The 23505-nt window shown below is 37.0% G+C and carries 23 protein-coding genes; 20 read left to right on the top strand and 3 right to left on the bottom strand.

Annotation, left to right across the window (positions count from 1 at the left end; genetic code table 11):
- The 10 genes from BAU17_RS01495 (at nucleotide 1) to BAU17_RS01540 (ending at nucleotide 11502) form a co-directional block, all read left to right on the top strand.
- Nucleotides 1-681: a methionine ABC transporter permease gene (locus BAU17_RS01495; RefSeq protein ID WP_161901044.1), complete on the top strand. Its 681-nt coding sequence runs from the start codon at nucleotides 1-3 to the stop codon at nucleotides 679-681.
- Between the two features lie 25 nt (nucleotides 682-706).
- Nucleotides 707-1570: a MetQ/NlpA family ABC transporter substrate-binding protein gene (locus BAU17_RS01500; RefSeq protein ID WP_161901045.1), complete on the top strand. Its 864-nt coding sequence runs from the start codon at nucleotides 707-709 to the stop codon at nucleotides 1568-1570.
- 26 nt (nucleotides 1571-1596) lie between these two features.
- Nucleotides 1597-2802: a M20 family metallopeptidase gene (locus tag BAU17_RS01505; protein WP_161901046.1), complete on the top strand. Its 1206-nt coding sequence runs from the start codon at nucleotides 1597-1599 to the stop codon at nucleotides 2800-2802.
- Between the two features lie 208 nt (nucleotides 2803-3010).
- Nucleotides 3011-4597: an ABC transporter substrate-binding protein gene (locus BAU17_RS01510; protein WP_161901047.1), complete on the top strand. Its 1587-nt coding sequence runs from the start codon at nucleotides 3011-3013 to the stop codon at nucleotides 4595-4597.
- Between the two features lie 34 nt (nucleotides 4598-4631).
- Nucleotides 4632-5588, top strand: coding sequence for an ABC transporter permease (locus BAU17_RS01515; RefSeq protein ID WP_202622254.1), 957 nt, complete (start codon nucleotides 4632-4634; stop codon nucleotides 5586-5588).
- Nucleotide 5589: 1 nt separating this feature from the next.
- Nucleotides 5590-6453 (top strand): ABC transporter permease, encoded by an 864-nt coding sequence (locus tag BAU17_RS01520; protein WP_161901048.1) that lies wholly within the window; start codon nucleotides 5590-5592, stop codon nucleotides 6451-6453.
- A gap of 14 nt (nucleotides 6454-6467) precedes the next feature.
- Nucleotides 6468-7472: an ABC transporter ATP-binding protein gene (locus BAU17_RS01525; RefSeq protein WP_161901049.1), complete on the top strand. Its 1005-nt coding sequence runs from the start codon at nucleotides 6468-6470 to the stop codon at nucleotides 7470-7472.
- A gap of 3 nt (nucleotides 7473-7475) precedes the next feature.
- Nucleotides 7476-8288 (top strand): ABC transporter ATP-binding protein, encoded by an 813-nt coding sequence (locus tag BAU17_RS01530; protein WP_161901050.1) that lies wholly within the window; start codon nucleotides 7476-7478, stop codon nucleotides 8286-8288.
- Between the two features lie 4 nt (nucleotides 8289-8292).
- Nucleotides 8293-9540: a M20 family metallopeptidase gene (locus BAU17_RS01535; RefSeq protein WP_161901051.1), complete on the top strand. Its 1248-nt coding sequence runs from the start codon at nucleotides 8293-8295 to the stop codon at nucleotides 9538-9540.
- 18 nt (nucleotides 9541-9558) lie between these two features.
- Entirely contained in the window at nucleotides 9559-11502 is a 1944-nt protein-coding gene (locus tag BAU17_RS01540) for a S9 family peptidase (protein ID WP_161901052.1), read from the top strand.
- Here BAU17_RS01540 and BAU17_RS01545 read toward each other — a convergent pair.
- Nucleotides 11486-12301: an IclR family transcriptional regulator gene (locus tag BAU17_RS01545; RefSeq protein WP_161901053.1), complete on the bottom strand. Its 816-nt coding sequence runs from the start codon at nucleotides 12299-12301 to the stop codon at nucleotides 11486-11488. The two genes, BAU17_RS01540 and BAU17_RS01545, sit on opposite strands and share 17 nt — an antisense overlap.
- 92 nt (nucleotides 12302-12393) lie before the next feature.
- Here BAU17_RS01545 and BAU17_RS01550 point away from each other — a divergent pair, with 92 nt between their 5' ends.
- From BAU17_RS01550 to BAU17_RS01590, 9 genes are all read left to right on the top strand, one after another.
- On the top strand, nucleotides 12394-13332 hold the full coding sequence (locus BAU17_RS01550) for a DUF1177 domain-containing protein (protein ID WP_161901054.1): 939 nt from the start codon (nucleotides 12394-12396) through the stop codon (nucleotides 13330-13332).
- A gap of 212 nt (nucleotides 13333-13544) precedes the next feature.
- Nucleotides 13545-14345: an SDR family oxidoreductase gene (locus BAU17_RS01555; RefSeq protein WP_161901055.1), complete on the top strand. Its 801-nt coding sequence runs from the start codon at nucleotides 13545-13547 to the stop codon at nucleotides 14343-14345.
- 15 nt (nucleotides 14346-14360) lie between these two features.
- Complete coding sequence (locus tag BAU17_RS01560; protein ID WP_161901056.1) at nucleotides 14361-16223, top strand: BglG family transcription antiterminator; 1863 nt, start codon at nucleotides 14361-14363, stop codon at nucleotides 16221-16223.
- Complete coding sequence (locus BAU17_RS01565; RefSeq protein ID WP_161901057.1) at nucleotides 16220-16705, top strand: transcriptional regulator GutM; 486 nt, start codon at nucleotides 16220-16222, stop codon at nucleotides 16703-16705. The genes BAU17_RS01560 and BAU17_RS01565 overlap by 4 nt, the downstream gene beginning before the upstream one ends.
- Nucleotides 16705-17259, top strand: coding sequence for a PTS glucitol/sorbitol transporter subunit IIC (gene srlA / locus BAU17_RS01570; RefSeq protein ID WP_161901058.1), 555 nt, complete (start codon nucleotides 16705-16707; stop codon nucleotides 17257-17259). Before BAU17_RS01565 ends, srlA begins: the two co-directional genes overlap by 1 nt.
- A gap of 15 nt (nucleotides 17260-17274) precedes the next feature.
- Nucleotides 17275-18270, top strand: a complete 996-nt coding sequence (gene srlE / locus BAU17_RS01575; protein ID WP_161901059.1) for a PTS glucitol/sorbitol transporter subunit IIB — start codon at nucleotides 17275-17277, stop codon at nucleotides 18268-18270.
- A 24-nt stretch (nucleotides 18271-18294) separates the two neighbouring features.
- On the top strand, nucleotides 18295-18651 hold the full coding sequence (locus BAU17_RS01580) for a PTS glucitol/sorbitol transporter subunit IIA (protein ID WP_161901060.1): 357 nt from the start codon (nucleotides 18295-18297) through the stop codon (nucleotides 18649-18651).
- Nucleotides 18652-18676: 25 nt separating this feature from the next.
- Nucleotides 18677-19357, top strand: a complete 681-nt coding sequence (locus BAU17_RS01585) for a fructose-6-phosphate aldolase (RefSeq protein WP_161901061.1) — start codon at nucleotides 18677-18679, stop codon at nucleotides 19355-19357.
- Nucleotides 19354-20013 carry an HAD family hydrolase gene (locus tag BAU17_RS01590; protein ID WP_161901062.1) on the top strand — a complete coding sequence of 220 codons (660 nt, stop codon included), beginning with the start codon at nucleotides 19354-19356 and terminating at the stop codon, nucleotides 20011-20013. The genes BAU17_RS01585 and BAU17_RS01590 overlap by 4 nt, the downstream gene beginning before the upstream one ends.
- Nucleotides 20014-20088: 75 nt before the next feature.
- Here BAU17_RS01590 and def read toward each other — a convergent pair whose 3' ends face one another.
- On the bottom strand, nucleotides 20089-20652 hold the full coding sequence (gene def, locus BAU17_RS01595; RefSeq protein WP_161901063.1) for a peptide deformylase: 564 nt from the start codon (nucleotides 20650-20652) through the stop codon (nucleotides 20089-20091).
- Between the two features lie 126 nt (nucleotides 20653-20778).
- Nucleotides 20779-21489 carry a GntR family transcriptional regulator gene (locus tag BAU17_RS01600; protein WP_161901064.1) on the bottom strand — a complete coding sequence of 237 codons (711 nt, stop codon included), beginning with the start codon at nucleotides 21487-21489 and terminating at the stop codon, nucleotides 20779-20781.
- A 127-nt stretch (nucleotides 21490-21616) separates the two neighbouring features.
- On the opposite strand from BAU17_RS01600, the gene BAU17_RS01605 reads away from it, so the two are divergent.
- The gene (locus BAU17_RS01605) at nucleotides 21617-23494 is read left to right on the top strand and encodes a beta-glucoside-specific PTS transporter subunit IIABC (protein ID WP_161901065.1); all 1878 of its coding nucleotides are present in this window, start codon (nucleotides 21617-21619) and stop codon (nucleotides 23492-23494) included.
- Nucleotides 23495-23505: the final 11 nt, after the last annotated feature.

Genomic DNA, 23505 nt, shown 5'->3' on the forward strand with positions numbered 1-23505 from the left:
ATGCAAGAACTATTAGAAAAATATTTACCCAATGTAGTAGAAACTCCGGATGAATTTATCCAAGCAACGATTGAAACACTTTATATGTCTTTTGCTACTTCAATCATTGCCGGTATTCTAGGTGTATTCTTTGGTATCGTCTTAGTCGTGACACGAGAAGGTGGCTTGTTAGAGAATCGTTTCATTTTTAGCGTATTAGATAAAATTGTTAATATTGTTCGCTCGATACCATTCATTATTTTACTTTCTTTATTAGTAGGTGTAACGCGTCTACTTGTCGGAACGTCAATTGGTGCAACAGCAGCTTTAGTACCATTGATTGTAGGTGTGGTGCCTTTCTTTGCCCGACAAATCGAGATTGCATTGTTAGAAGTGGATCCAGGAGTGATTGAAGCAGCCGAAGCCATGGGTTCTAGCCCAATTGGAATTATCTTCCGTGTGTACTTATTGGAAGGATTACCAGGAATTGTTCGTGTATCAGCATTGACAATTATTAATATTATCGGATTGACAGCAATGGCTGGAGCCGTTGGAGCCGGTGGTCTAGGAAGTTTGGCAGTTACTCGAGGCTATAATCGCTTCCAAACAGATGTTACTTGGGTGGCAATGTTAATTATTTTGGTTCTTGTGTTTATCAGTCAAGCAATCAGTAATTTAATTATTAAAAAAATCAATCACTAAAAATAAAAAAATCGGGGGAATTATAATGAAAAAATGGGTTAAATTGGCAATTACATCAGCAGCAGTGTTAGCTTTTGCAGCAGGCTGTGGCAATAAAGCAGCGACAGATGAAAGTGGTTCTGCTAGTACTGACGCAAGTAAGGAAGAAGTAACGGTTAAATTAGGTATTATTGGAGCAGATACCGATGTTTGGGATGATGTGAAAGACCGCTTGCAAGAGGAAGGAATTAATTTGGAATACGTTAAATTTACCGAGTATAGCCAACCTAACTCCGCATTAGCGAGTGGTGATATTGATTTGAATTCTTTCCAACATCAGTATTTCCTAGATAATTTTAATGAGGAACATGGCACAGATTTAGTTTCTATCGGGAATACTGTCAATGCACCATTAGGTATTTATTCTGAAAAAATCAAAGACATTAGTGAGATAAAAGATGGCGATAAAGTAGCTATTCCTAATGATGTAACAAACGGTGGTCGTGCGTTATTATTATTACAAACAGCGGGATTAATTAAAGTCGATGAAGCAGCTAAACAAGCACCAACAGTTTCTGACATTACAGACAATCCAAAGAATTTAGAAATTGTTGAGCTAGAAGCTTCCCAAACAGCACGTGCTTTACAAGATGTGACAGTATCAGTTATTAACAGCGGAATGGCTGTCGATGCAGGCTTTGTTCCAAAAGAAGATGCGATTTATTTAGAACCAGTCGATGACACATCTCGTCCATATGTAAATATTATTGCGGCGCGCAAAGAAGACGAAGATAATGAAGTTTATAAGAAAGTCGTTGCGGCTTATCAAACAGAAGAAACAGCAAAGGTTATTGAAGAAACATCAAAAGGTTCAAGTATCCCAGCGTGGGAAACATTTGGTAAAAAATAAAAGGAGACTACTAGGAGGACGTCTAAATGACAAGAGCAGAAAAATATACGACAATTCAAGAATTTATTCAAGAACGTTTACCTGAATATCAAGCATTAGCATTGGACATTCATGAACATCCAGAGGTAAGTAACTATGAAGTCTATTCTTCGGATGCTTTGATTGCGCAATTAAAAAAGGAAGGGTTTGACGTGCAAAAAGATGTGGCTGGTCACCATACAGGGTTTGATGCACGTTACAAATCTGACAAAGCAGGTCCAACCTTATCATTCTTAGCAGAATACGATGCATTACCAGGGATCGGTCATGCGTGTGGGCATAATTTATTCGGTACTTACTCTGTCTTAGCTGCTAGTGCATTAAAACAAGTGATTGACGAAGTTGGTGGAGAAATCCGTGTCTATGGAACACCTGGAGAAGAAGGTGGCGAAAATGGTTCAGCAAAAGGTAGCTTTGTTCGTGAAGGTTTCTTTGAAGATGTTGATGCAGCACTATGTGTCCATCCTGCACACCGTTATTCTAAAACGACACATGGTTTAGCTAATGATCCAGTGGATGTGAAGTTTTATGGTGTAGCATCGCATGCAGCAGGTGCACCAGAAAAAGGAATTAGCGCATTAGAAGCTTTATTACAAGTTTTCAATGGTATTAATGCCCTACGTCTTTTTGTTCCTAAAGATGTGAACATTCATGGCATTATTACCGATGGTGGTGTGGCAGCCAATGTGATTCCAGAATATGCGGCTGGTCGTTTCTATCTACGTGCAGCAAATCGTGCCACGTTGAATGATGTTTATGAAAAAGTGGAAAATATTATTAAAGGTGCTGCTTTAGCAACAGGTGCAACTTATGAGTTTGGCTTATTCCAAAACTCAGTCGATGATATTATTATTACACCGTTATTCGATGAATTGTTCTTTAGCCATGCCAAAGAAGCAGGGGTACCAGAAGCAGAAATTGATAACAGTGTTCGTGAAAGTTTTGGTTCATCCGATGTAGGAAATGTGAGCCAAGTGATTCCAACGATTCAACCAACGGTTTCTATTTCTGATGAGTATATTGCAGGTCATTCAATTGAATTTAAAGCCGCTGCTCGCAGTGAAAAAGGATTAAATTCAATTGCTATTGCAGCTGAGTTACTAGCAAAAACAGCTTTGGATTTAATTGAAGAACCAGAACTATTAGAAAAAATTAAAGTCGATCATCAAGCGAGTTTAGCTCGAGGAAATTAAAATTTTTAATTTAAATACTATTTTGAGCCAGGAATCTTATGTAATAGAGATTTTCTGGCTTTTTATTATGTCTAAAATGTTATTTTTATTAGAAAAATTAAATAATTATTAGAGAAAATCGTTGTAATTGTATGAAAATTCTGTTAAAATCCTCTATAATTCTTTATGTGAAAAAAAATTGCTTAATATGAAATAAGGGGGAAGAAAAATGAAAAGTAGGTTACTAAAAACAGTTCTATTAGGAAGCTTAGGTTTGTTGTTAGCTGCATGTGGTAGTGGGAAAACTGAAGAATCAGGTAAAGAAACAAATCAAGCATCATCAGGTGGAGAATTACGCATTGCCTTATCTTCAGGTATTGCAACGTTAGATCCAATTTCGTATACCGCTGTGTATGAATCAAATATTATGCGGAGTGTCTTTGATACGTTGGTTACGTATAATAAGGATTTATCGGAAATTGTCCCCAATTTGGCAACAGAATGGGAAATTTCTGATGATTTGAAGACATATACATTCAAATTGAGAGATGATGTGCATTTTCATAAAGGTGAGTTTCAAGATGGCCGCTTAATGACAGCCGAGGATGTGAAATATTCTCTTGAGCGTTCATTAAATGAATCAGCGATGAATCGTTTACGAAATATTAAGGAAATTACAGTTGTTAGTGATACCGAAATTAAAATCGAGCTAGAAACACCGTATGCAGCCTTTTTGGCGATGTTAACGGATGCTGGAAATTCAATCGTACCTAAAGAAGAAGTAGAGGGAATGGGAGATGAGTTTTCTAGACACCCAGTGGGAACAGGGCCGTATGCATTTGCAGAATGGATGACAGATGACTTTGTCCGTTTAGAAAAAAATGCAGATTACTGGCAAGCAGAACCAAAATTAGACAGTGTGAAATTTACGTTTATTACTGATGGTAATATGATGGGAAATGCTTTGCAATCAGGTGATATTGATGTTGCAACAGATATTAAAGGACAAAACGTCGAGTTAATCGAAAATAATAGTGAGTTAAGTTTAGAAAAATCAGATGGACTATCTATTGGGTATTTGGCATTTAACATGAAGGAAGGGCCAACTAAAGACTTAAAAGTACGACAAGCGATGAATTTAGCATTGAATCGTACCGAATTGGTAGAAGGTGTGTATAAATATGGAGAGGCGAAAGAAGCTTACCTACCATTGCCACAAGCTTCATGGGGATATAGTAAAGAAGTAGAAAAACAAGTGAAAGATGCGAGTGGTCCAAATCTTGAAGAAGCAAAGAAATTGTTAGCAGAAGCAGGTTATGCAGATGGTTTTGATATTGATATTTATGTTGCAGAATCGCGTGTACCTGCTGCGACGATTTTCCAAGCTCAAATGGAAAAAATTGGTATTAATATTTCAATTAAATCTGTGGAGTGGGGAACTTTTAGCGATACCGTATCAAAAGGGAAGGCTCCGTTATACATTATGGGATGGAGCTGGTACCCAGATCCAGACTTCTTCTTGTATCAAATGCTCGATTCTAAGCAAATCGGTGCTTTGGGCAATGGGGGCGGATATACGAACCCTGAAGTCGATAAATTATTAGCCCAAGCAACAAGTGAAACTTCTGACCAAGAAGCACGTGCAAAAATTTATGAAGAAGCATTGGCATTGATTGCTGCTGATTTACCACATTTAGATTTATATGACCAAGATATTATTGTTGGTTTAAGTAATAAAGTAGATGGCTTCAATGTACGTCCTGATGGAACAATTGTGTTAGTGAGTGCAGATACAAATGTTGGTTTGGCAGAATAAAACAGCAAAGAAATAAAAAAATGAGGTGAAGAATTTGCTAAAATATACAGCCAAGCGATTAGTTGACTTAATTCCAACCCTGTTTTTAGTAGCAATTATTGTATTTGCTATTACACGAATGATTCCGGGTGATCCAGCCAGTACAATGCTCGGCCCTCAAGCAAGCGTTGAAGAAATTAATCGCTTACGAGAACAGATGGGATTAGACGAACCCAAACTTCAACAATTTATCCAGTATATGAAAGAATTACTTCACTTTGATCTTGGCTACTCGATGGCATATCGCCGTCCTGTAGCTGAGCTCATCATGGAACGCTTTCCTAATACTGTCATTTTGACAATCTTTGCCTTGATTATTTCTTTAATAATCGGAATGGCATCGGGAATTATTTCAGCGGTAAAAAAAGGCAGTATTTTGGATTATTGTTTTACAGTAGTTTCCTTAGTAGGAGTGTCTATTCCAGTATTTTGGTTAGGGATTATGTTGGTATTATTATTTAGCGTGAAATTAGGATGGTTTCCTTCAACCGGAATTGGGAATTTGAATGATGGTTTAGGAGATTATTTATTACATCTGATATTACCGGGAGTGACTTTAGCAACCATTCCAATGGCAACATTTTCACGAATCACTCGTTCCAGTATGTTAGAAGTATTAGAACAAAACTATATTAAAACAGCAAAAGCTAAAGGATTAAAAGGGACGGTCATTATTTTGAAACATGCTTTAAAAAATGCGATGACTCCTATCTTAACAGTAATGGGCATGCAAATTTCCTCAATGTTAGGAGGAGCTGTATTAACAGAAACTATTTATAGTTGGCCAGGAATGGGACGTTTAATTGTAGATGCCATTAATAAACGAGATTTTGTTGTTGTACAAGGAACGGTTCTCTTTTTAGCGGTCTTGTTTGTATTAGTCAATTTAGTTGTTGATTTACTTTATACAGTGGTAAATCCAAAGGTAAGTCTTGGAAAGGCGGCGAAGTAACATGGAAATTACAACAAAGTCACCAAGCTTGTCAAAGATGTTTATCAAAAAATTATTTCAAAATAAATTAGCTGTGATTGGTTTAATCGTAGTGTTACTAGTCATATTAATGGCGATACTGGCTCCAGTAATTGCCACGCATAAACCAAACGAAATGGATATGGCAGCAACTTTATTAGGACCTGGAAAAGACGGTCATTTATTGGGAACTGATAATTATGGTCGAGATGTTTTTAGTCGTATCGTTTATGGTTCGAGAATTTCCTTGGTTGTAGGCTTAGGGGCAGTCGGAGTAGGTTCGATTATTGGTATTTTACTCGGGTTAATTGCTGGTTATTTTGGTGGGGTCATTGATTCTATTATTATGCGTTTAATGGATGCTCTTGCAGCTTTTCCGTTCATTCTTTTAGCGATTACGTTGATGACTGTTTTAGGAACAGGATTAACAAATGTCATTATTGCGGTAGGAATTGGGAATGTTCCTGGCTTTGCTCGTATGATTCGTGGACAAGTACTAAGTGTCAAAGAAGAACTATTTATTGAAGTGACAGAATCTTTAGGTGCGAATCAGACCCGAATTATTTTTACACATGTATTGCCAAACTGTTTAACGCCAATTATTGTGTATGCCACTATGAGTGTTGCGGGTGCAATCATTTCAGAAGCAGCATTAAGTTTCTTAGGATTGGGGATTCAACCACCTACTGCTTCTTGGGGAAATATTTTGAAAGAAGGAAAAGATTACTTAATTATTGCACCACATATTGCTATTTTTTCAGGAATGTCTATCTTATTATCTGTTTTAGGTCTCAATTTATTTGGTGATGGACTGAGAGATGCGCTTGATCCAAGAACAAGGTTATAGGAAGGGAGCAAGCTATGGAAACAGAGAATATGCTTTCAGTAGAAAATCTATCTATTGATTTTGTAAGTGATAAAAAAAGTATTCGTGCAGTCGAAAATGTTAGTTTTCATATGAAAAAAGGAGAAGTTTTAGGAATCGTAGGCGAATCAGGTTCTGGAAAAAGTGTGACTGTTACGTCTATTCTAAAACTTTTACCTCAAAATGCACGTTATTCAGAAGGAAAAGTATTATTTAAAGAACAAGATTTATTAACGATGAATGAACGGGATATTCGTTCCATTCGTGGGAAAGAAATTTCAATGATTTTTCAAGATCCAATGACTAGTTTGAATCCTGTGTTTACAGTAGAAAATCAGTTAGTAGAGGCCATTCGTTTACATCAAAAAATGTCAAAAAAAGAAGCGAAGAAGGAAGCTGTACGTTTATTGAACTTAGTCGGAATCAAGGATGCTGAAAAGCGTGTGAAATTATATCCACATGAATTTTCTGGTGGTATGAGACAACGAGTGATGATTGCAATGGCAATTTCATCGGCCCCTTCTTTATTAATAGCAGATGAACCGACAACTGCGTTAGATGTAACTGTTCAGAAGCAAATTATTGACTTATTGAAAGACTTACAAGCCAAAATTGATACAGGTGTTATCTTTATTACACATGATTTAGAAGTAGTCGCAGATATCGCTGACAATATTATGATTATGTATGCAGGAGAAGTCGTGGAAAGTGGGAGTACGCAAACGATTTTTGAAAAACCATTACATCCTTATACTCGATTGTTAATTAATGCCATCCCTAAAGAAAATAAAAGTAGTGGGCGGTTACCTACGATAGAGGGAAATGTACCTTCATTAGCAGATATTCCTCGAGGTGTTTGTCGTTTTGCAGATCGAATTCCTTGGATTGATGCAACTGCCCATGAAGAAAACCCGCAATTGCGAGAAGTTGAAGCTGGGCATTTTGTCCGTTGTACATGTTATAAGCATTTTCATTTAAAAGAAGAAGTGAAAGGAGGGTAATACATGTCTGTACCAATTTTGTTAGAAACTAATGAATTAGAGAAGCAGTATGTTTTGAAGAAAAAAACGCTTTTTAACAAAGAACCAGAAATATTAACAGCTGTGAACAAGGTTTCTTTGAAAATTTTTTCAGGTGAAACATTGGGAATTGTGGGTGAATCTGGGTGCGGGAAATCAACCTTTGCTCGCTTAGTTACACGCTTGATTACTCCGACTAGCGGACAAGTATTTTTTGAAGACGAAGAATTAACCAACCTTTCTGCAACTGAAATCCGTGAAAAAAGGAAAGATATTCAAATGATTTTTCAAGATCCGTATGCTTCATTAGATCCCCGTAAGCGGATTTTAGCATTATTGACGGAACCTTTAGAAATACATGGTATTGGTACACCCAAAGAGCGTAAAGAACAAGCACTCGAAATGTTAGAAAAAGTTGGCTTACAACGGGCCTATGCGACCCGTTTTCCTCATGAATTTTCAGGTGGACAATGTCAGCGGATTAATATTGCACGAGCGTTGATGCTTCGTCCAAAATTGGTGATATGCGATGAACCCGTCTCTGCGTTAGACGTGTCTATTCAAGCACAGGTGTTGAATCTATTATTAGATTTACAAGAAGAATTTCAATTAACGTATGTATTCATTTCTCACGACTTGAATGTCGTACGTTATTTCTGTGATCGTATTGCAGTAATGTATATGGGAGAAGTTGTAGAATCAGGGAAAGCTGAGAGTATTTACACGAATCCACAGCATGCTTACACTCAAAAATTGTTAGCAGCAATACCAAAAAATATCGAAACAGCTAAGGAGTGAAAAAATGTTTGATAAGCAACGACTACTTGAATTAGTCTCACAAAATGAACAAGAATTACTTGATTTAACAGCTAAATTATTACAAATTCCAAGTGAAAATCCTGACGGTGATACTCGTGAAATTTCTACTTTTATTTTGGAATATTTAAGAACAAACGGTATTGAAGCTAAAACTTACGAACCTGATCCAAATCGGTTTAATATTGTTGCTTCCGTTGGTCCAAAAACAGGAAAAACATTAATTTATTGTGGACATTCAGACACTGTACCTGTCGGAGATTTAGAACAATGGGATTTTTCGCCTTTTTCAGGAGAAATTAAAGATGGCTATCTCTTAGGTCGAGGTGCTAGTGATATGAAGGCGGGATTAGCGGGCCTGATTTTTTCAATGGTCATTTTAAAGCGCTATGACGTTCCTTTGAAAGGAGAATTAGTATTAGCAATCGTACCAGATGAAGAAAGTGGTGGTGATTTTGGGGTACCTTGGTTGTTAGATGAAGGCATTATTACAGGCGATGGTTGCTTAATTGCAGAACCTTCCAGCGAATTGAATCCAACTATCGGACAAAAAGGCTCATGTTGGTTTAAATTAACTGTTAATGGCGTTCCAGCACACGGAAGTCTAGCGCCGTTTGTTGGTAAAAATGCAATTGTCGATGCTATTCGTGCGATTGAACGAATTCGAACAGTAACCGATTTGGCTATTCAAGCACCAGCAGAGTTAAAAGAGCTGTTACAAGTATCAAACGAGTATTTGCTTGAAAATGAACGTGCTGAAACGCGTGGCGTCTTTGAAAAAATCACTTGCAATATCGGAACTATTCAAGGTGGTACCAGTGCAAACGTTGTTGCAGATAAATGTGTGGTTAATATCGATTGTCGATTGCCATTTGGAATTACAAATGAAGAAACTATGGTTTATATTAAGCAAGAGTTAGATCAATTGGACATTGATTATACAATTGAAAGTTTTGGTTTTAAAAGTTCAGCAAATTATACACCAGCAGAAAATCCTGTTTGTCGGGCAATTGTAGACAATATTAGTTATGTTTTAAAAGAGCATGCGTATGGGGTCTTGCAATGGGCCTGTAGTGATGCTCGTCATTTTAGAGTACATGATATTCCGGTCTTACAATATGGTCCTGCTGAGCTAGATACTATTCATGGCTTTAATGAGAAAGTCCAAGTTAAGCAAGTAATTAATTGTGCCAAAGTATATACATTAGCAGCGATAGATTTTTTAAATGAATAGATGATAGGTGGGACGTAAATGAAAGCAATTGAAATTGACGATTTACTCCAACTGAAAACGATTAGCACCCCTGTGTATCATCCAACGGGGGATTGTTTTTTATATGTGGAGAACAGTATAGATGAAACAACAAATCAGTATATTTCAACTATTTTTTTATATAATTTGACAACGAAAGTAAAAACAGCGCTTCAGACCGGGGGGCTAAATCATTCGCCTACTTGGAATAAAGAAGGCACGGCTTTTTTATTTTTATCAACACAGACAGGTACTCAACAAGGGTATCTATATGAGTGTGATGAGGAACAAACAAAACAAGTTACTAATGAAGTAAATGATGTGCAGGCCATTATGTGGCATTTGGATAGTCAACGCTTTTTTTATACTACACTTAGAAAAGATACAATATCTATTCCAGATGTTTTTATAACTGAATCTATTGATTATTTAGAAAATGGTCGAGGGCTGATTTCTGAATCGGAGCGTTCTGTGATTTGTCTATCTTCACTCACATGTGAAAAAGTAGAAGAGTTAACAACGTATAGTCTGGGATATGGATTGAAAAAAATGATGACTTTATCACCAGATGGACAATATTTAACTTTTGAGAATCGGCTGTTACATGATCCGTTCAATCAAGATTCAGGAATTTTTCGTTTGAATTTACACACAAAAAAAATCGATAAACTTACAAATTTAGACACGGGTATGTTTGGCGAACCTACATATTCGCAAGGTGGTCGTTATCTTGGAATGGTAGGAAGTGCAGTGAGTTATCACACAAGTAATCAATTAGCTGTCTATGTGTATGACTTAAAGCAAGAACGCTTAACTAAAATGATGGAGTCATTAGATGCTCAAGTGAGTGATTTTGCAGTCAGCGACTGTAAGTCAACTACTGCAAATGCTTTATTGCAATGGTCTAATAGTGAACAATGCTTCTATACATTGGTTTCATTAGAAGGAAATGTCCAACTTGTCCAAGTGAATTTAGATGGTAGTTGGAAGATACTAGAAATGTTAGGTCCTCATGTCACGGACTTTGCGTTACATCCAAACAAGCCCGAAGCATTAATTTGTATTAGTACATCAGATTCACCAACGCAATTGGTGCATTATCATTTGCATACAGAAAAGAGTGAACTATTACTTGATACAGGTACTAAATTGAAAGACAAGGTACAAGGTATTTATCATAAAGTGGAATATACGGCAGCAGATAATGGTCGAGTTCCAGGATTTTTAGTTGTCCCCAAAAACTTTGCTGAAAATAAAAAGTATCCCTTAATTGTTAACATTCACGGTGGACCGTATACGATGCACACTGAAACTTTTCATCATGAAGTACAGTATATGATTAGTCAAGGCTATCTTGTGTTGTTAGTAAATCCTCGTGGAAGTTTTGGCTATGGACAAAAACATTTAGACGGGGTAGTTGGTAAGTATGGGGAAGGCGACTATCAAGACATTATGACTGCTGTAGATGGGGTGTTAGAGGAGTTTAATTGTATTGATTCTAATGAACTTTTTGTCACTGGTGGAAGTTACGGTGGTTTTATGGTCAATTGGATTGTTACCCAAAATCAACGCTTTAAGGCCGCCATTACCCAACGATCAATGTCTAACTTTGTGAGTATGATTGGAACAAGTGACATTGGCTATTACTTTTTTGTCGAGGAGTCGAGGGCTGACATATTGCAACCAGAAATTTTATGGCAAAAATCTCCACTCGCACATGTGAAAAATGTGGAGACGCCAATTTTAGTGATGCAATCAGAGCAAGATTATCGGTGTCCAATGGAGCAAGCAGATCAATGGTATCGTGCATTAAAATATTTAAAAAAAGAAGCGAAATTTATTCGCTTCAATCATGCAAACCATGAACTTTCTCGTACGGGAAATCCCCAGTTACGTATTATTCGTTTACGGGAAATGCTGAAATGGTTTAATGAACATCGTTAAATTCATGAATTTGTGTTGCTTTTTCTTTAAAGAATCGATAGGACGTAAAATTTAAATCGTTTTCTGATAATACAGCAGAAATTTGATTGGCTGTCATTTTGACTAACTGACCCAAACTTTCGATATCTGTTTCTTTCGTTCGATAAATTGGTTTTGCAATAGCTAAAGAACCCAGAATTTTATCGTTAGAAAAAATTGGAGCAGCAATGGCTACAACATCAGGAGTAACAATTTCTTTACTGACAATCCATCCTTGTTGGCGTGTTTTTTCTAAGATTGTGGTTAACATATTTGGTGTTAGTGTCGCATTTTTCCGTATATGAGTAAATGGACTATTCAGTACAGTTTGGACAGTATCTTCATCTAGGTATGCCAAAATCGACCAGTAAGAAGCTCCTGAATACAAAGGCATTGATTTATTTAGAGAGACGGCAAAGCTTACTTTATTTTCGGGCTCAAAAGCATCAATTGTTGTTGCTTCTAAGTGATCTAGTTTGACTAAATAAACAGATTCGCCAGTTTCTTGCATCAAATTATGTAAAAAAGGTTGAGTCAATGAAGCCACATTATATTTATCATAAGAAAGATAGCTGAATAAAGCTAATGCTGGACCAATCTCATATTGTTTTAATTGGTGGTGTTTTATGAGATAACGATTGTTAACAAATGTTTCTAGGATGCGGTAAACGGCAGTTTGATTCATTTCTAGTTTTTGCGCAACTTCGCGAACAGTCCACCGCTCCTTTTCTTTTGTAAATAAATTTAATACATGTAGGGATTGATTTAGTGTTTTAAGCATGACAAACCTCCATTTTTCCTCAAGACTAGCGGATAGTGGAGATTCTGTCAATGAAAAAAGGTAGAAAAAATTAGAAGATTGGTGGAATAAAGATGGTACTAAAACAAGTCATTGAAACGTTAGATGTAATCGATTCAGCATATGTGAATGGCAAATCAGTTGCAGCGCTATTTAAGACATATAGTGAAGTAAAAATTGAACTAAGTAAAGTTGAGGGAGAAACTGGATTTACAGAATTCATTCGTTTTACAATCCCCGGAAAAGCGGGGAAAACGAAAGGTGGAACATATCCAACTCTAGGTATTATTGGACGTCTGGGAGGCATCGGTGCAAGACCAGCTCGCATTGGGATGGTTTCTGATGCAGACGGTGCCGTGTCAGCCATTGCAGCAGCATTGAAAATTTGTGACATGCAACAAAAAGGTGATGTGTTAGATGGGGATGTGATTGTATCTACACATATTTGTCCAGATGCCCCGACGGAACCACACGAACCGGTTGATTTTATGGGGTCACCCGTAGATATTTTGACGATGAATCAATATGAAGTCACCGAAGAGATGGATGCCATTTTATCCATTGATACAACTAAAGGAAACAACGTAGTCAATCACAAAGGCATTGCTATTTCTCCAACAGTAAAAGAAGGATATATATTAAGAATTAGCGATGATCTTGTTCGCATTTTAGAAATGACATCGGGAAATTTGGCAACAACATTTCCAGTAACAACCCAAGATATTACGCCATACGGAAATGATGTTTATCATATCAATTCAATTTTACAGCCCGCTGTTGCTACGAATGCACCAGTAGTAGGTGTAGCAATCACAGCAGTAAGTGCAGTACCCGGATGTGGGACTGGGGCAAGTCATGAAATTGATATTGCAGCGGCGACACGTTTTGCTGTAGAAGTCGCAAAAGAATTCACTAAAGGAAGTTGTAATTTCTATGACATCTCAGAGTTTACCCATTTACAAAAACTATATGGAAGCCTTAATCATTTACAGACATTAGGAAAAATGGAATAGAATCAAGTTTGGACAAAATATTAAAAAAAGTAGTCACACTTCTCACGAATAAGTTGAGAGCTGTGATTGCTTTTTTCTTTATGATTTTTACTGCTATAGTAAGTGTTCACAATTAGTATATTTTTTTTTCATCTAGAGTAAAAAAGACTGTCTTAATTTTTTCACAAATCCGACTATACTGAAAGCGTAAACAAAAAGTAGGAGTGATAAATATGACAGATTGGTTAGGCATTAGTGGAAAGACAGTCATTGTAACGGGAGGGTCTTCAGGAATTGGTAAAAGTATTGTCGAGAGTTTACTAGCACAAAAGGTGAATGTTGCAAATTTTGATATTGCTGATTCAGACATAAGTAACGAACAACTCTTATTTGTGAAAGTTGATGTGACTTCACGACAAGAAGTTGAAGCTGGCGTTGCTAAAGTTGTTGAACGATTTGGAACAATTGATGGCTTAGTAAATAATGCAGGAATTAATATTCCACGTTTGTTAGTCGATAAAAACGAAGCGCATAGTCAATATGAATTATCTGATGAAGTGTTCGATAAAATTATTGCGATTAACCAAAAAGGCTTGTATTTAATGAGTCAAGCAGTTGGACGGATTCTATTAGCGAAGCAAGCAGGTGTCATTATTAATATGTCATCAGAATCTGGCTTGGAAGGTTCCGAAGGACAAAGTGCTTATGCAGCAACCAAAGCCGCTGTGAATAGCTATACTCGTTCATGGGCAAAAGAGTTAGGAAAATCAAATGTGCGTGTTGTTGGTATTGCACCAGGAATTATGGAAGAAACGGGTCTTCGCACGTTATCTTATGAAGAGGCTTTAGCTTATACCCGCGGTATCACCGTTGATGAATTACGTGCAGGATACGCGAAAACAAGTACCATTCCACTAGGAAGAAGCGGGAAGTTACATGAAGTTGCGGATTTGGTATGCTATTATTTGTCCGATCGCTCAAGTTATATAACAGGTGTAACAACTAATGTAGCTGGAGGTAAAACTAGAGGATAGAAGTGGGGGAAAAAGATGGCGCTAGTCAATCGATGGTATCAAATTCTGCAATTGCTAGTCACCCATAAAGAAATGACCCTGACAGAATTGCAGAAACAACTTTCGATGAGTCCGCAAACTGTCCGTAAAAGCATCGACACGTTAAATGATGAATTAATGAATATTGCACTGATTGTCCAATGTAATAATCATTTTCATCTAGAAATTCAACAACATGATCAATTTGACATAGTGATGGCGGGAAGTTTGAAAAAGCAAAGTGACTTTAATTCATCAAGTAAGCGCGTTGCGTATATCATTAAACGTCTAATCGAAGCAGATGATTTTGTACTGATGGATGATTTATCTGAAGAATTGGGTGTCAGTCGTGGGACAGTTGTCAAAGATATTCGTAATATGAAGCAACAAATAGGCACGTTTACAGTCAAAGTAATTGGTACACCAAACCGAGGAATGCAAATTGTTGGAAATGAATTTGACTTGCGTTTACTACACATCTATTATGTGCAAGATTATTTTGAAGAAACATTTTTAACAGAAGAAACGAAAAATGTATTACAAGAGATGGTCAGCACATCAGGAATGATTAAGAACCACAGTAGCTTATTGCAAAAAGCTGTTTCAATTGTATTACAACGAGTGCTGACTAATAATTTATTGACGGATTTACCTGATGCATACACAAATTATGTGCAACAACATGATCAGTTGGAACAATTAATTTATCATTTAGAAACGACTTACAATGTGACTTTAAGTCAGTTAGAGCAAGCCTTTATTAGTTTTCCATTTAATATGAATGCCATCAAGTTGCGAGACAAACATTTAGCGAATGATGAGCAATTAATGAGTTATTTTTCAGCGATGATGCAAAAAATTTATGGTGCTCTTGTGGTAGATATAGATGAAGAGCAGTTGTTTGGTGAAATGAAAGATCATCTGATGTACATGATTAATCGCTTAGTCTTTCGAGTTGAGTTACAAGATTTATTTTATGGTGAAATAGAGAAGCAGTATCCATTTGCTTATGAGTTAGCGAAGGTCGGGGCACAAGCATTAGGCGAAAAATTATATCGAGAAGTGCCTACGGTGGAGTATAGTTATCTAGCTTTTTATTTTGAATTGGCGTTACGTCGTCAGCCAAATGAAAAAAGTAAAAAAGAAATCGCCGTTGTCTGTAGTACAGGAAAAGGCACAGCGTTAATCATTCGAAGACAACTGGAGCGAGTATTGGGGCCGGAAATACAGATTACGCATTTCTCAGAAGAAGCCTATGAAAAAAGCGACTTAAATAAATATTTTGCGATTTTTACAACGATTCCCTTAAAAAATGTGGACGAACATACTCCTGTTATTCAACTAACAAATTTATTTAATGATACGTGGTTACGAAAAGAATGGAAACGTGCGGAAAAAGTACGAGCTGCAAGTATTCAACAATTACAGATTAAGTATCAGCTTTTATCGATGGATGCGTCTTATATAGAGAACTTATCCACAATGATTAACGTATTAAGGCAGGAAGAATTGATTGATGAACAATTTGCACAACGAATTTTTGAAAGAGAAGCCCAATATTCCACTATTTTTGAATCGCGAATTGCTTTTCCACACACGACTAATCCGGCTTCAACAGAAATTATTTTATCGGTAGGGATATTTCCAGAGACATTTCAAACGGAAGAAGGAAGCGTAGAAATTATTTTTTTATTAGCAATTCCCGCTACCTTAACGATACGAAAAGAAAGAGAATTGCTACAATTGTATGATCAACTATTCGCTGTAGCAGGAAATGCAGAATTACGTAAGGAGCTTTGCCAACAAAGAGAGTTATCCTCTTTGCTGACTTGGATGAAAAGAAAGGGGATTATTGCATGAGTTTTATTTATATATTTGGGGCATTTGTAGTTGGAGCCTATATTTTACAAGTTCTATTCGGAATGAAACAAATTAAGCATTTCAATCAAACTTATCAAGAGCTACGTAGAAAAGGGAAAGTAGCGATTGGACGTCGAGCAGGCAAGGTGAAAGCAGGGACGATTATCCTGTTTGCTGTTGATGAACATGGAAATATTTTGGATGCTCGTAAAATGCAAGGGGTAACTGTCTTAGCAAAATTCCACCCATTACCTGCTTATATTGGGGAAGATATTCATTATATGGATAAATATCATCCCATGGTGCGTAAAGAAAATAAATTAATCCAACAAGCGATGGAAAATGCACGTGAAATTTATCTCCGTGTAGAACTAGGAAATTATCAAGAGGAACAACCGTTATCGCCATTTGCTGGCGCTAAAATTCAAATTCAATTATGGAAACATCAAATGCAAGCAAAAATGAAGAGGAGTGTTGAATAATGGAGTATATTACTAAATTTGCTGAAGGATTTATGAACTTGTTTCAAACAGGGGCAGAGACGTTTATTTCATGGATGACAGGTATTGTACCTGTAGTCTTAATGTTGATGGTTGCGATGAATACATTGATTGCCTTTCTAGGGGAAGAACGCGTGACGAAAGTGGCACGATTATCTGCCAAAAATCCATTCACGCGTTATTTAGTCTTACCGTTCTTATCGGCGTTTATGTTAGGAAATCCGATGTCATTTACGATGGCGCGTTTTTTACCGGAATACTACAAACCGAGCTATTATGCAGCACAAGCACAATTTTGTCATACAAGTAACGGGGTTTTTCCTCATATTAATCCGGGGGAACTATTCGTTTGGTTAGGAATCGCACAAGGAATTACGACATTAGGCTTAAATTCAATGGAATTAGCTGTACGTTATATGCTTGTCGGAATTTTAATGAACTTTATTGGTGGTTGGGTAACAGATTTCACTACTGCTTATGTATGTAAACAGCAAGGAATTACACTTAGCAAAACAGTAAAAGCAACGATAGACTAGAAAGGGGTAAGACAAATGACTTATAATAGTATTCGAGTAGTAAAAGGTAATGGGGGATATGGTGGTCCCTTAGTGATTACACCAACGGAAGAAAAACATAAATTTATTTATATTACAGGTGGCGGAGAGAAACCAGCAATTGTCGATAAAATTGTTGAATTAACTGGGATGGAAGCGGTGAATGGATTTAAGACTTCGATTCCTGATAATGAAATCGCTTTAGCTATCATTGACTGTGGGGGAACATTACGTTGTGGAATCTATCCGAAAAAAAACATTCCAACAATTAACATTGTTCCTACTGGAAAAAGTGGCCCCTTAGCGCAATACATCAATGAAAATATTTATGTATCCGCAGTTGGGAATGCCCAAATTTCATTAGCGACAGATGAACAGACACAAACTGCTGGAACATCATCAGAGCCAACACGTGAATTTAAATATGATACAAGTAAAAAAATTACTGAGCAAAAAGCTGAGCAACAAAATTTTATCGCCAAAATTGGAATGGGCGCTGGGAAAGTTGTAGCAACATTTAATCAATCGGCACGTGAAGGTGTACAGACGATGATTCACACTGTTATTCCATTTATGGCATTTGTTTCTTTGTTGATTGGTGTTATTCAAGGATCAGGAGTTGGTAACTTCTTTGCCAATATTATGGCACCTTTAGCAGGGAATGTTGTCGGTTTAGTGATTATTGGTTTTGTTTGTTCGTTACCATTTTTGTCTCCATTATTAGGACCAGGAGCAGTAATCAGCCAAGTAATTGGAACACTCATTGGGGTTGAAATTGGTAAGGGGAATATCCCACCACAATTAGCGTTGCCAGCATTATTTGCCATTAATACTCAAAACGCCTGTGATTTCATTCCGGTTGGTTTAGGGTTAGAAGAAGCGGAAGCAGAAACAGTAGAAGTTGGGGTGCCAGCCGTGTTGTATTCTCGCTTTTTAAATGGGGTACCACGTGTCGTTGTTGCATGGTTAGCAAGCTTTGGATTATATAGTTAATTTCGTTTTTTAGGAGGAAATGTCATGTCAGTATTTCGTACAACGGTTCTTTCAATTGGACCAGAAGCAGAATTATTTAAAGAAGAAAAAATGGTGATTTTATTTGGAAAGGATGCACCCGATACCTTGGCGGACTATTGCTACAATATTGAAGTTCATCCAACCAATGGTGAAATTACCACAGCACATGAATTAGTCATTGATCATCAAAAATATAAAATCACAGCAGTCGGAGAAGTTGTACTACCTAATTTGGAAAACTTAGGTCATATTACCATTAAATTTGATGGTTCTACTACACCTGAATTGCCAGGAACGTTGTATGTGGAAGACAAACCGATGCCAGATATTCAGGTAGATAGCATGATTTGTATTCAATAAATAGATAAAGGGAGGGGAGCAATAGATGGAATTTATGTTAGATACTGTCGATTTGGAAAAAATTCGTTATTATCAAGCAATATTACCATTGGCAGGAGTCACTTCTAATCCAACGATTCTCAAACAAGCAGGGAAAATTGATTTTTACGACCATTTGAAAGAAATTCAGTCGATCATAGGTGCTGCAAGTTTACACGTGCAAGTCGTCGGAGAAACCGCCGAAGAAATAATCGCTGATGCAGAACAAATCTTAGCGCATTTAGGCAAAGAGGTGTACATTAAAATTCCTGTGAATGAAGCAGGATTAACCGCAATCAAACAATTAAAAAAACAGGCAGTACGTATTACAGCAACAGCTATCTATACTGAGATTCAAGGATATTTAGCAATCGCTGCGGGTGCCGATTATTTAGCACCGTATTATAATCGTATGGAAAATTTAAATATTGATGCTGCAGACATTATCGGCGCACTTGTTGCAGAAATTACTCGAACAAAGTCAAATAGTAAGGTATTAGCAGCAAGTTTTAAAAATGTGGCTCAATTGAATACTGCTTGTCGTGTCGGAGCACACGCTATTACAGCGGGACCTGATATTTTTGATCAAGCATTTAAAATGCCAGCCATTCAACAAGCGGTAACGGATTTTCATAATGATTGGCGCGAAACTTTTTCTGTGGAGAATGTAAAGGAGTTAACTGAATGATTGATACTATTATCTTTGATATGGATGGCGTGTTAGTGGATTCAGAATATACATTTTTGCGCTCTAAAACAGAGATGCTACACGCGGAAGGACATCTAAAAGACGAGTCTTATCAATATCAGTTTATGGGAACTACTGCTGAATTTATGTGGCAAACAATGAAGGATGAGTTGCAACTACCCCGTTCTGTAGCTGAATACATTGCCGAAATGAATCAACGAAGAGCTGAAATAATAGCTAAAGATGGGGTACGTGCTATTTCACATGTACAAGAATTTGTCAAAAAACTGGCGGAAGCAGGTTTTAAATTAGGTGTAGCATCTTCCTCAAGAAAATCAGAAATCGAAGCCAATTTAACTGCTCTTGGGTTACGTTCATATTTTGCACAACTAGTTAGTGGCGAAGAAGTTATCCATTCTAAGCCTGCACCCGATGTTTTTTTGAAAGCAGCGGAGTTACTAGAATCAAAACCTGAAAATTGCTTAGTTTTTGAAGATACTCGCAATGGAAGTAAAGCTGCCAAGGCTGCTGGTATGTATTGCATCGGTTTTGCTAATCCACAGTATCCCATCCAAGAGTTAGTCGCAGATGAAATAATCAATGATTTTCAAGAAGTGATAGTGGCAGATTTAGCAAATAAAAATTCACCTTCATAACTATCCGTATTACTTAGAAAAAAACAGGACCAATGAAAGCAGACATTTCTGTTCTCATTGGTCCTGTTTTAATTTTTATTCAATCACCAACATACCTTGTTTCAAAGCAAATGGGTTATCGCCATTGATGTGGTCATAGAACATCACACCGTTTAAATGGTCGATTTCATGTTGAACGACAATTGCTGTGTAATTTTTTAAGCGAATTTTTTGTTGTTCGCCTTCTTCGTTGAAATAGGTTAAGGTAACGCGAGCAGGGCGTGGCACGTAACCTGGCACATCACGGTCAACTGATAAACAACCTTCACCGTCAGCTAGACAAGCTTCTTGTACAGAATGGCTGACAATTTTTGGGTTGTACAGCACTGCTTGAAAGTCTGGTTCTTTACGTTCTGGATCAGAGCTAGGAACTAGTACCGCTGTGATGCGTTTTGAAACATCCACTTGAGGGGCCGCTAGACCGACACCACCACGTAAATTCAATTCCTCTGCTTTTACAGGATCTTGACTGTTTTCTAAAAATTCCATCATATCTTTTCCTAATTGACGTTCTTCTTCAGTTAAAGGAAAAGTAACTTCTTCGGCAACTTTGCGCAAAGTTGGGTGACCTTCGCGAATAATATCATCCATTGTAATCATCGATGACAAATCTCCTCTCAATGTGTAAATACGTATGTAAACTCCTTACGTCCACCCTATAGTTTAACACAAATTTAGAAGAGACGTGAGAGTAAAGTTTTATCCGCTTGTGTAAAAAGGCGCTTCTTAAACACTTAGGTTATTTGTTTGTAAGAAAAACTGCGAATGCTCATAATGATACGTTGTTCGCGAAAAATTAAAAGGAATACCAGATGATAAATAAAACAGTTCTTCCGTCAATAATGCAGGATCATCTTTTGCTAGCCCTAGAATTTGGCTATCTGTTTCAGAAAGTTTAATGACATGTAGATACTTATCTGAGAAGCTAACATTTAGTTTTAAGGCTGTTTTTAAATAGTTGAAGATGGATTTTGTCGCAATTTCTTCGTTTAAATAAGGAACGACTGCACAATTATAGTAAGATTCTTCGACACATAAGACTTGTTCGTTGATATATCGCAAACGTTTGACATGATACACTTTTTCGTCAGGTGAACAGTTTAAATGTGTATAGATTTCTTCCGTGGGTAGAATTTTTTCAAGAAGTAAGACTTTTGTTGTGATTTCAAATTGGTCTAAAGATTCAGTGAAGCCTTTATTCTGAATAATATTGACATACCCAACACGTGTGTTACGACGTACGAAAATACCACTTCCTTGAATTTGATACACAATCCCATTTCGTTCAAGCACATTCAATGCCTTCACAATGGTACTCTTACTGACTTGGTATTCTTGGATTAATTCACTAACTTTTGGTAGTTTCGTTCCTTGTGCTAAATCGTTCTCAATAATCGTTTGCTTGATTTGTTCAGCGATTTCCATATATTTTAGCATGGTCTTTTTCTCCTATATGTAATGCCCTCATATTAACACAATTTTGAACTAATTAAAATAGGATTGACAAATTGTGCATGCACAATTATTATATTTGTGTACAATAAAATTGATAAGGAGAACAAAAATGGGGAAAGTTAGAGACTATTCAAAATTAGCAAAGGATATTGTCGATATCGTCGGTGCTGACCAAGTTGTAAACGCTACACGATGTGCGACTCGTTTACGTCTTGTATTAAAAAACATACCTGAAAATGCAAAGGAAGAAATTTCACAGTTACCGGGTGTCATTTCAGTCGTAATCAACGGAGGTCAATTCCAGATTGTCATTGGACAACACGTTGGTGAAGTTTATGATGAATTTATTAAACATGTTGATGTTGAAGGCATTGAAGAAGAGGAAGTTCCTAAAGGTAGTATTATGAACCGCATTATTGCCACAATGTCTGCTGTATTTGCGCCATTTGTTTATATTTTAGCCGCAGCAGGTATTTTGCAAGGAGCTTTAATTTTAATTAATTTAGCGTATCCAGCGTTTGAAAAAACAAGCACTTATAGCGTTTTTAGTTTTATTTCTTGGGCACCATTTACTTTTTTGCCTATTTTTATTGCAATAACCGCATCAAAACATTTTAAAGTAAATACGTATATTGCTGTAGCTTGTGCGATGGCATTGGTATCACCGGATTGGACAGCTATGGCTGGTCAAATCGCTGATGGTGCAAACTTAACGTTTCTTGGGTTACCGCTAACACAAACAACGTATACCTCTTCTGTATTACCGCCACTGATTTTAGTTTGGTTACTCTCTTATTTAGAGAAATTTGTTGATCGTATTTTACCGTCCGTGATTCGTCCGTTACTGACACCATTAATTTGTATTGTAATTATGGTACCAATCACGATTCTTGTATTAGGACCGATTTCATCTTTAGCAGCAAATGGCATTGCTAATGGATATAACTTCTTAGTAAATGTTGCACCACCATTAGCCGGCGCTGTGATCGGTGGTTTCTGGCAAGCAATTGTTATCTTTGGTGTACATTGGGGAATTACACCAGTTGTTATGGCAAACTTTGAGATGTATGGTCGTGACTCTTTCCAAGCTTTTCAAACAATTGCCGTTGTTGCACAAGTCGGTGCTGTTTTAGGAGTTTTCTTAAAAACCAAACAAAAAGAATTAAAAGGTGTGTCACTATCAGCCTTTATTACAGGGTTATTTGGGATTACTGAGCCAGCAATTTATGGAGTTACTTTACGCTTTAAGAAACCATTTATTTATGGTTGTATCTCTGGAGCAGTCGGTGCGATTGTCGCTAGTTTCTTCCAACCTTACTATTTTGCTTATGCCGGTCTACCAAGTTTATTAACAACTGTAAATGGTATTAGTAGTGAAAATCCAACATCATTTATCGGAATTATTATTGGTTGTGCGATTGCATTAGTCGGACCAGTTATTTTGACACAAATCTTTGGCTTTGGTGAAACTGTACCTGCAGTAGAAACAGTTTCAGTTGATGAAGTCGCTACTGAAGAAAAACCAGCAGTTTTAGAAACTTATGAAATTACATCACCAATGAATGGAAAAGCAATGGCTTTATCCGACGTTCCAGACGAGGTATTTGCTAGCGGTGCGATGGGTACTGGATTAGCGATTGAACCAACAGAAGGAAAAGTGGTGGCACCATTTGATGGTACAGTGATGACTGTTATTGATTCAAAACATGCAATTGGTTTAGTCTCAGATAGTGGAGTTGAATTGTTGATTCATGTGGGAATTGATACCGTAACTTTAGAGGGCAAGCCATTTACTTGCCATGTTTCTCAAGGTCAAAAAGTGAAAAAAGGTGACGTGTTATTAGATGCTGATTTGGAACAAATCAAAGCAGCAGGCTTACCGATTGTTACACCAATCATTGTAACGAATGCATTTAATTATGAAGCGGTTGAACCTAGCATTCAAGAAGATACAACAGTTGATACAGTTATTTTAACGATTAATTAGGAGGATTCAAC

It is taken from the genome of Candidatus Enterococcus willemsii, assembly GCF_009933335.1.
GTDB lineage: Bacteria > Bacillota > Bacilli > Lactobacillales > Enterococcaceae > Enterococcus_F > Enterococcus_F willemsii.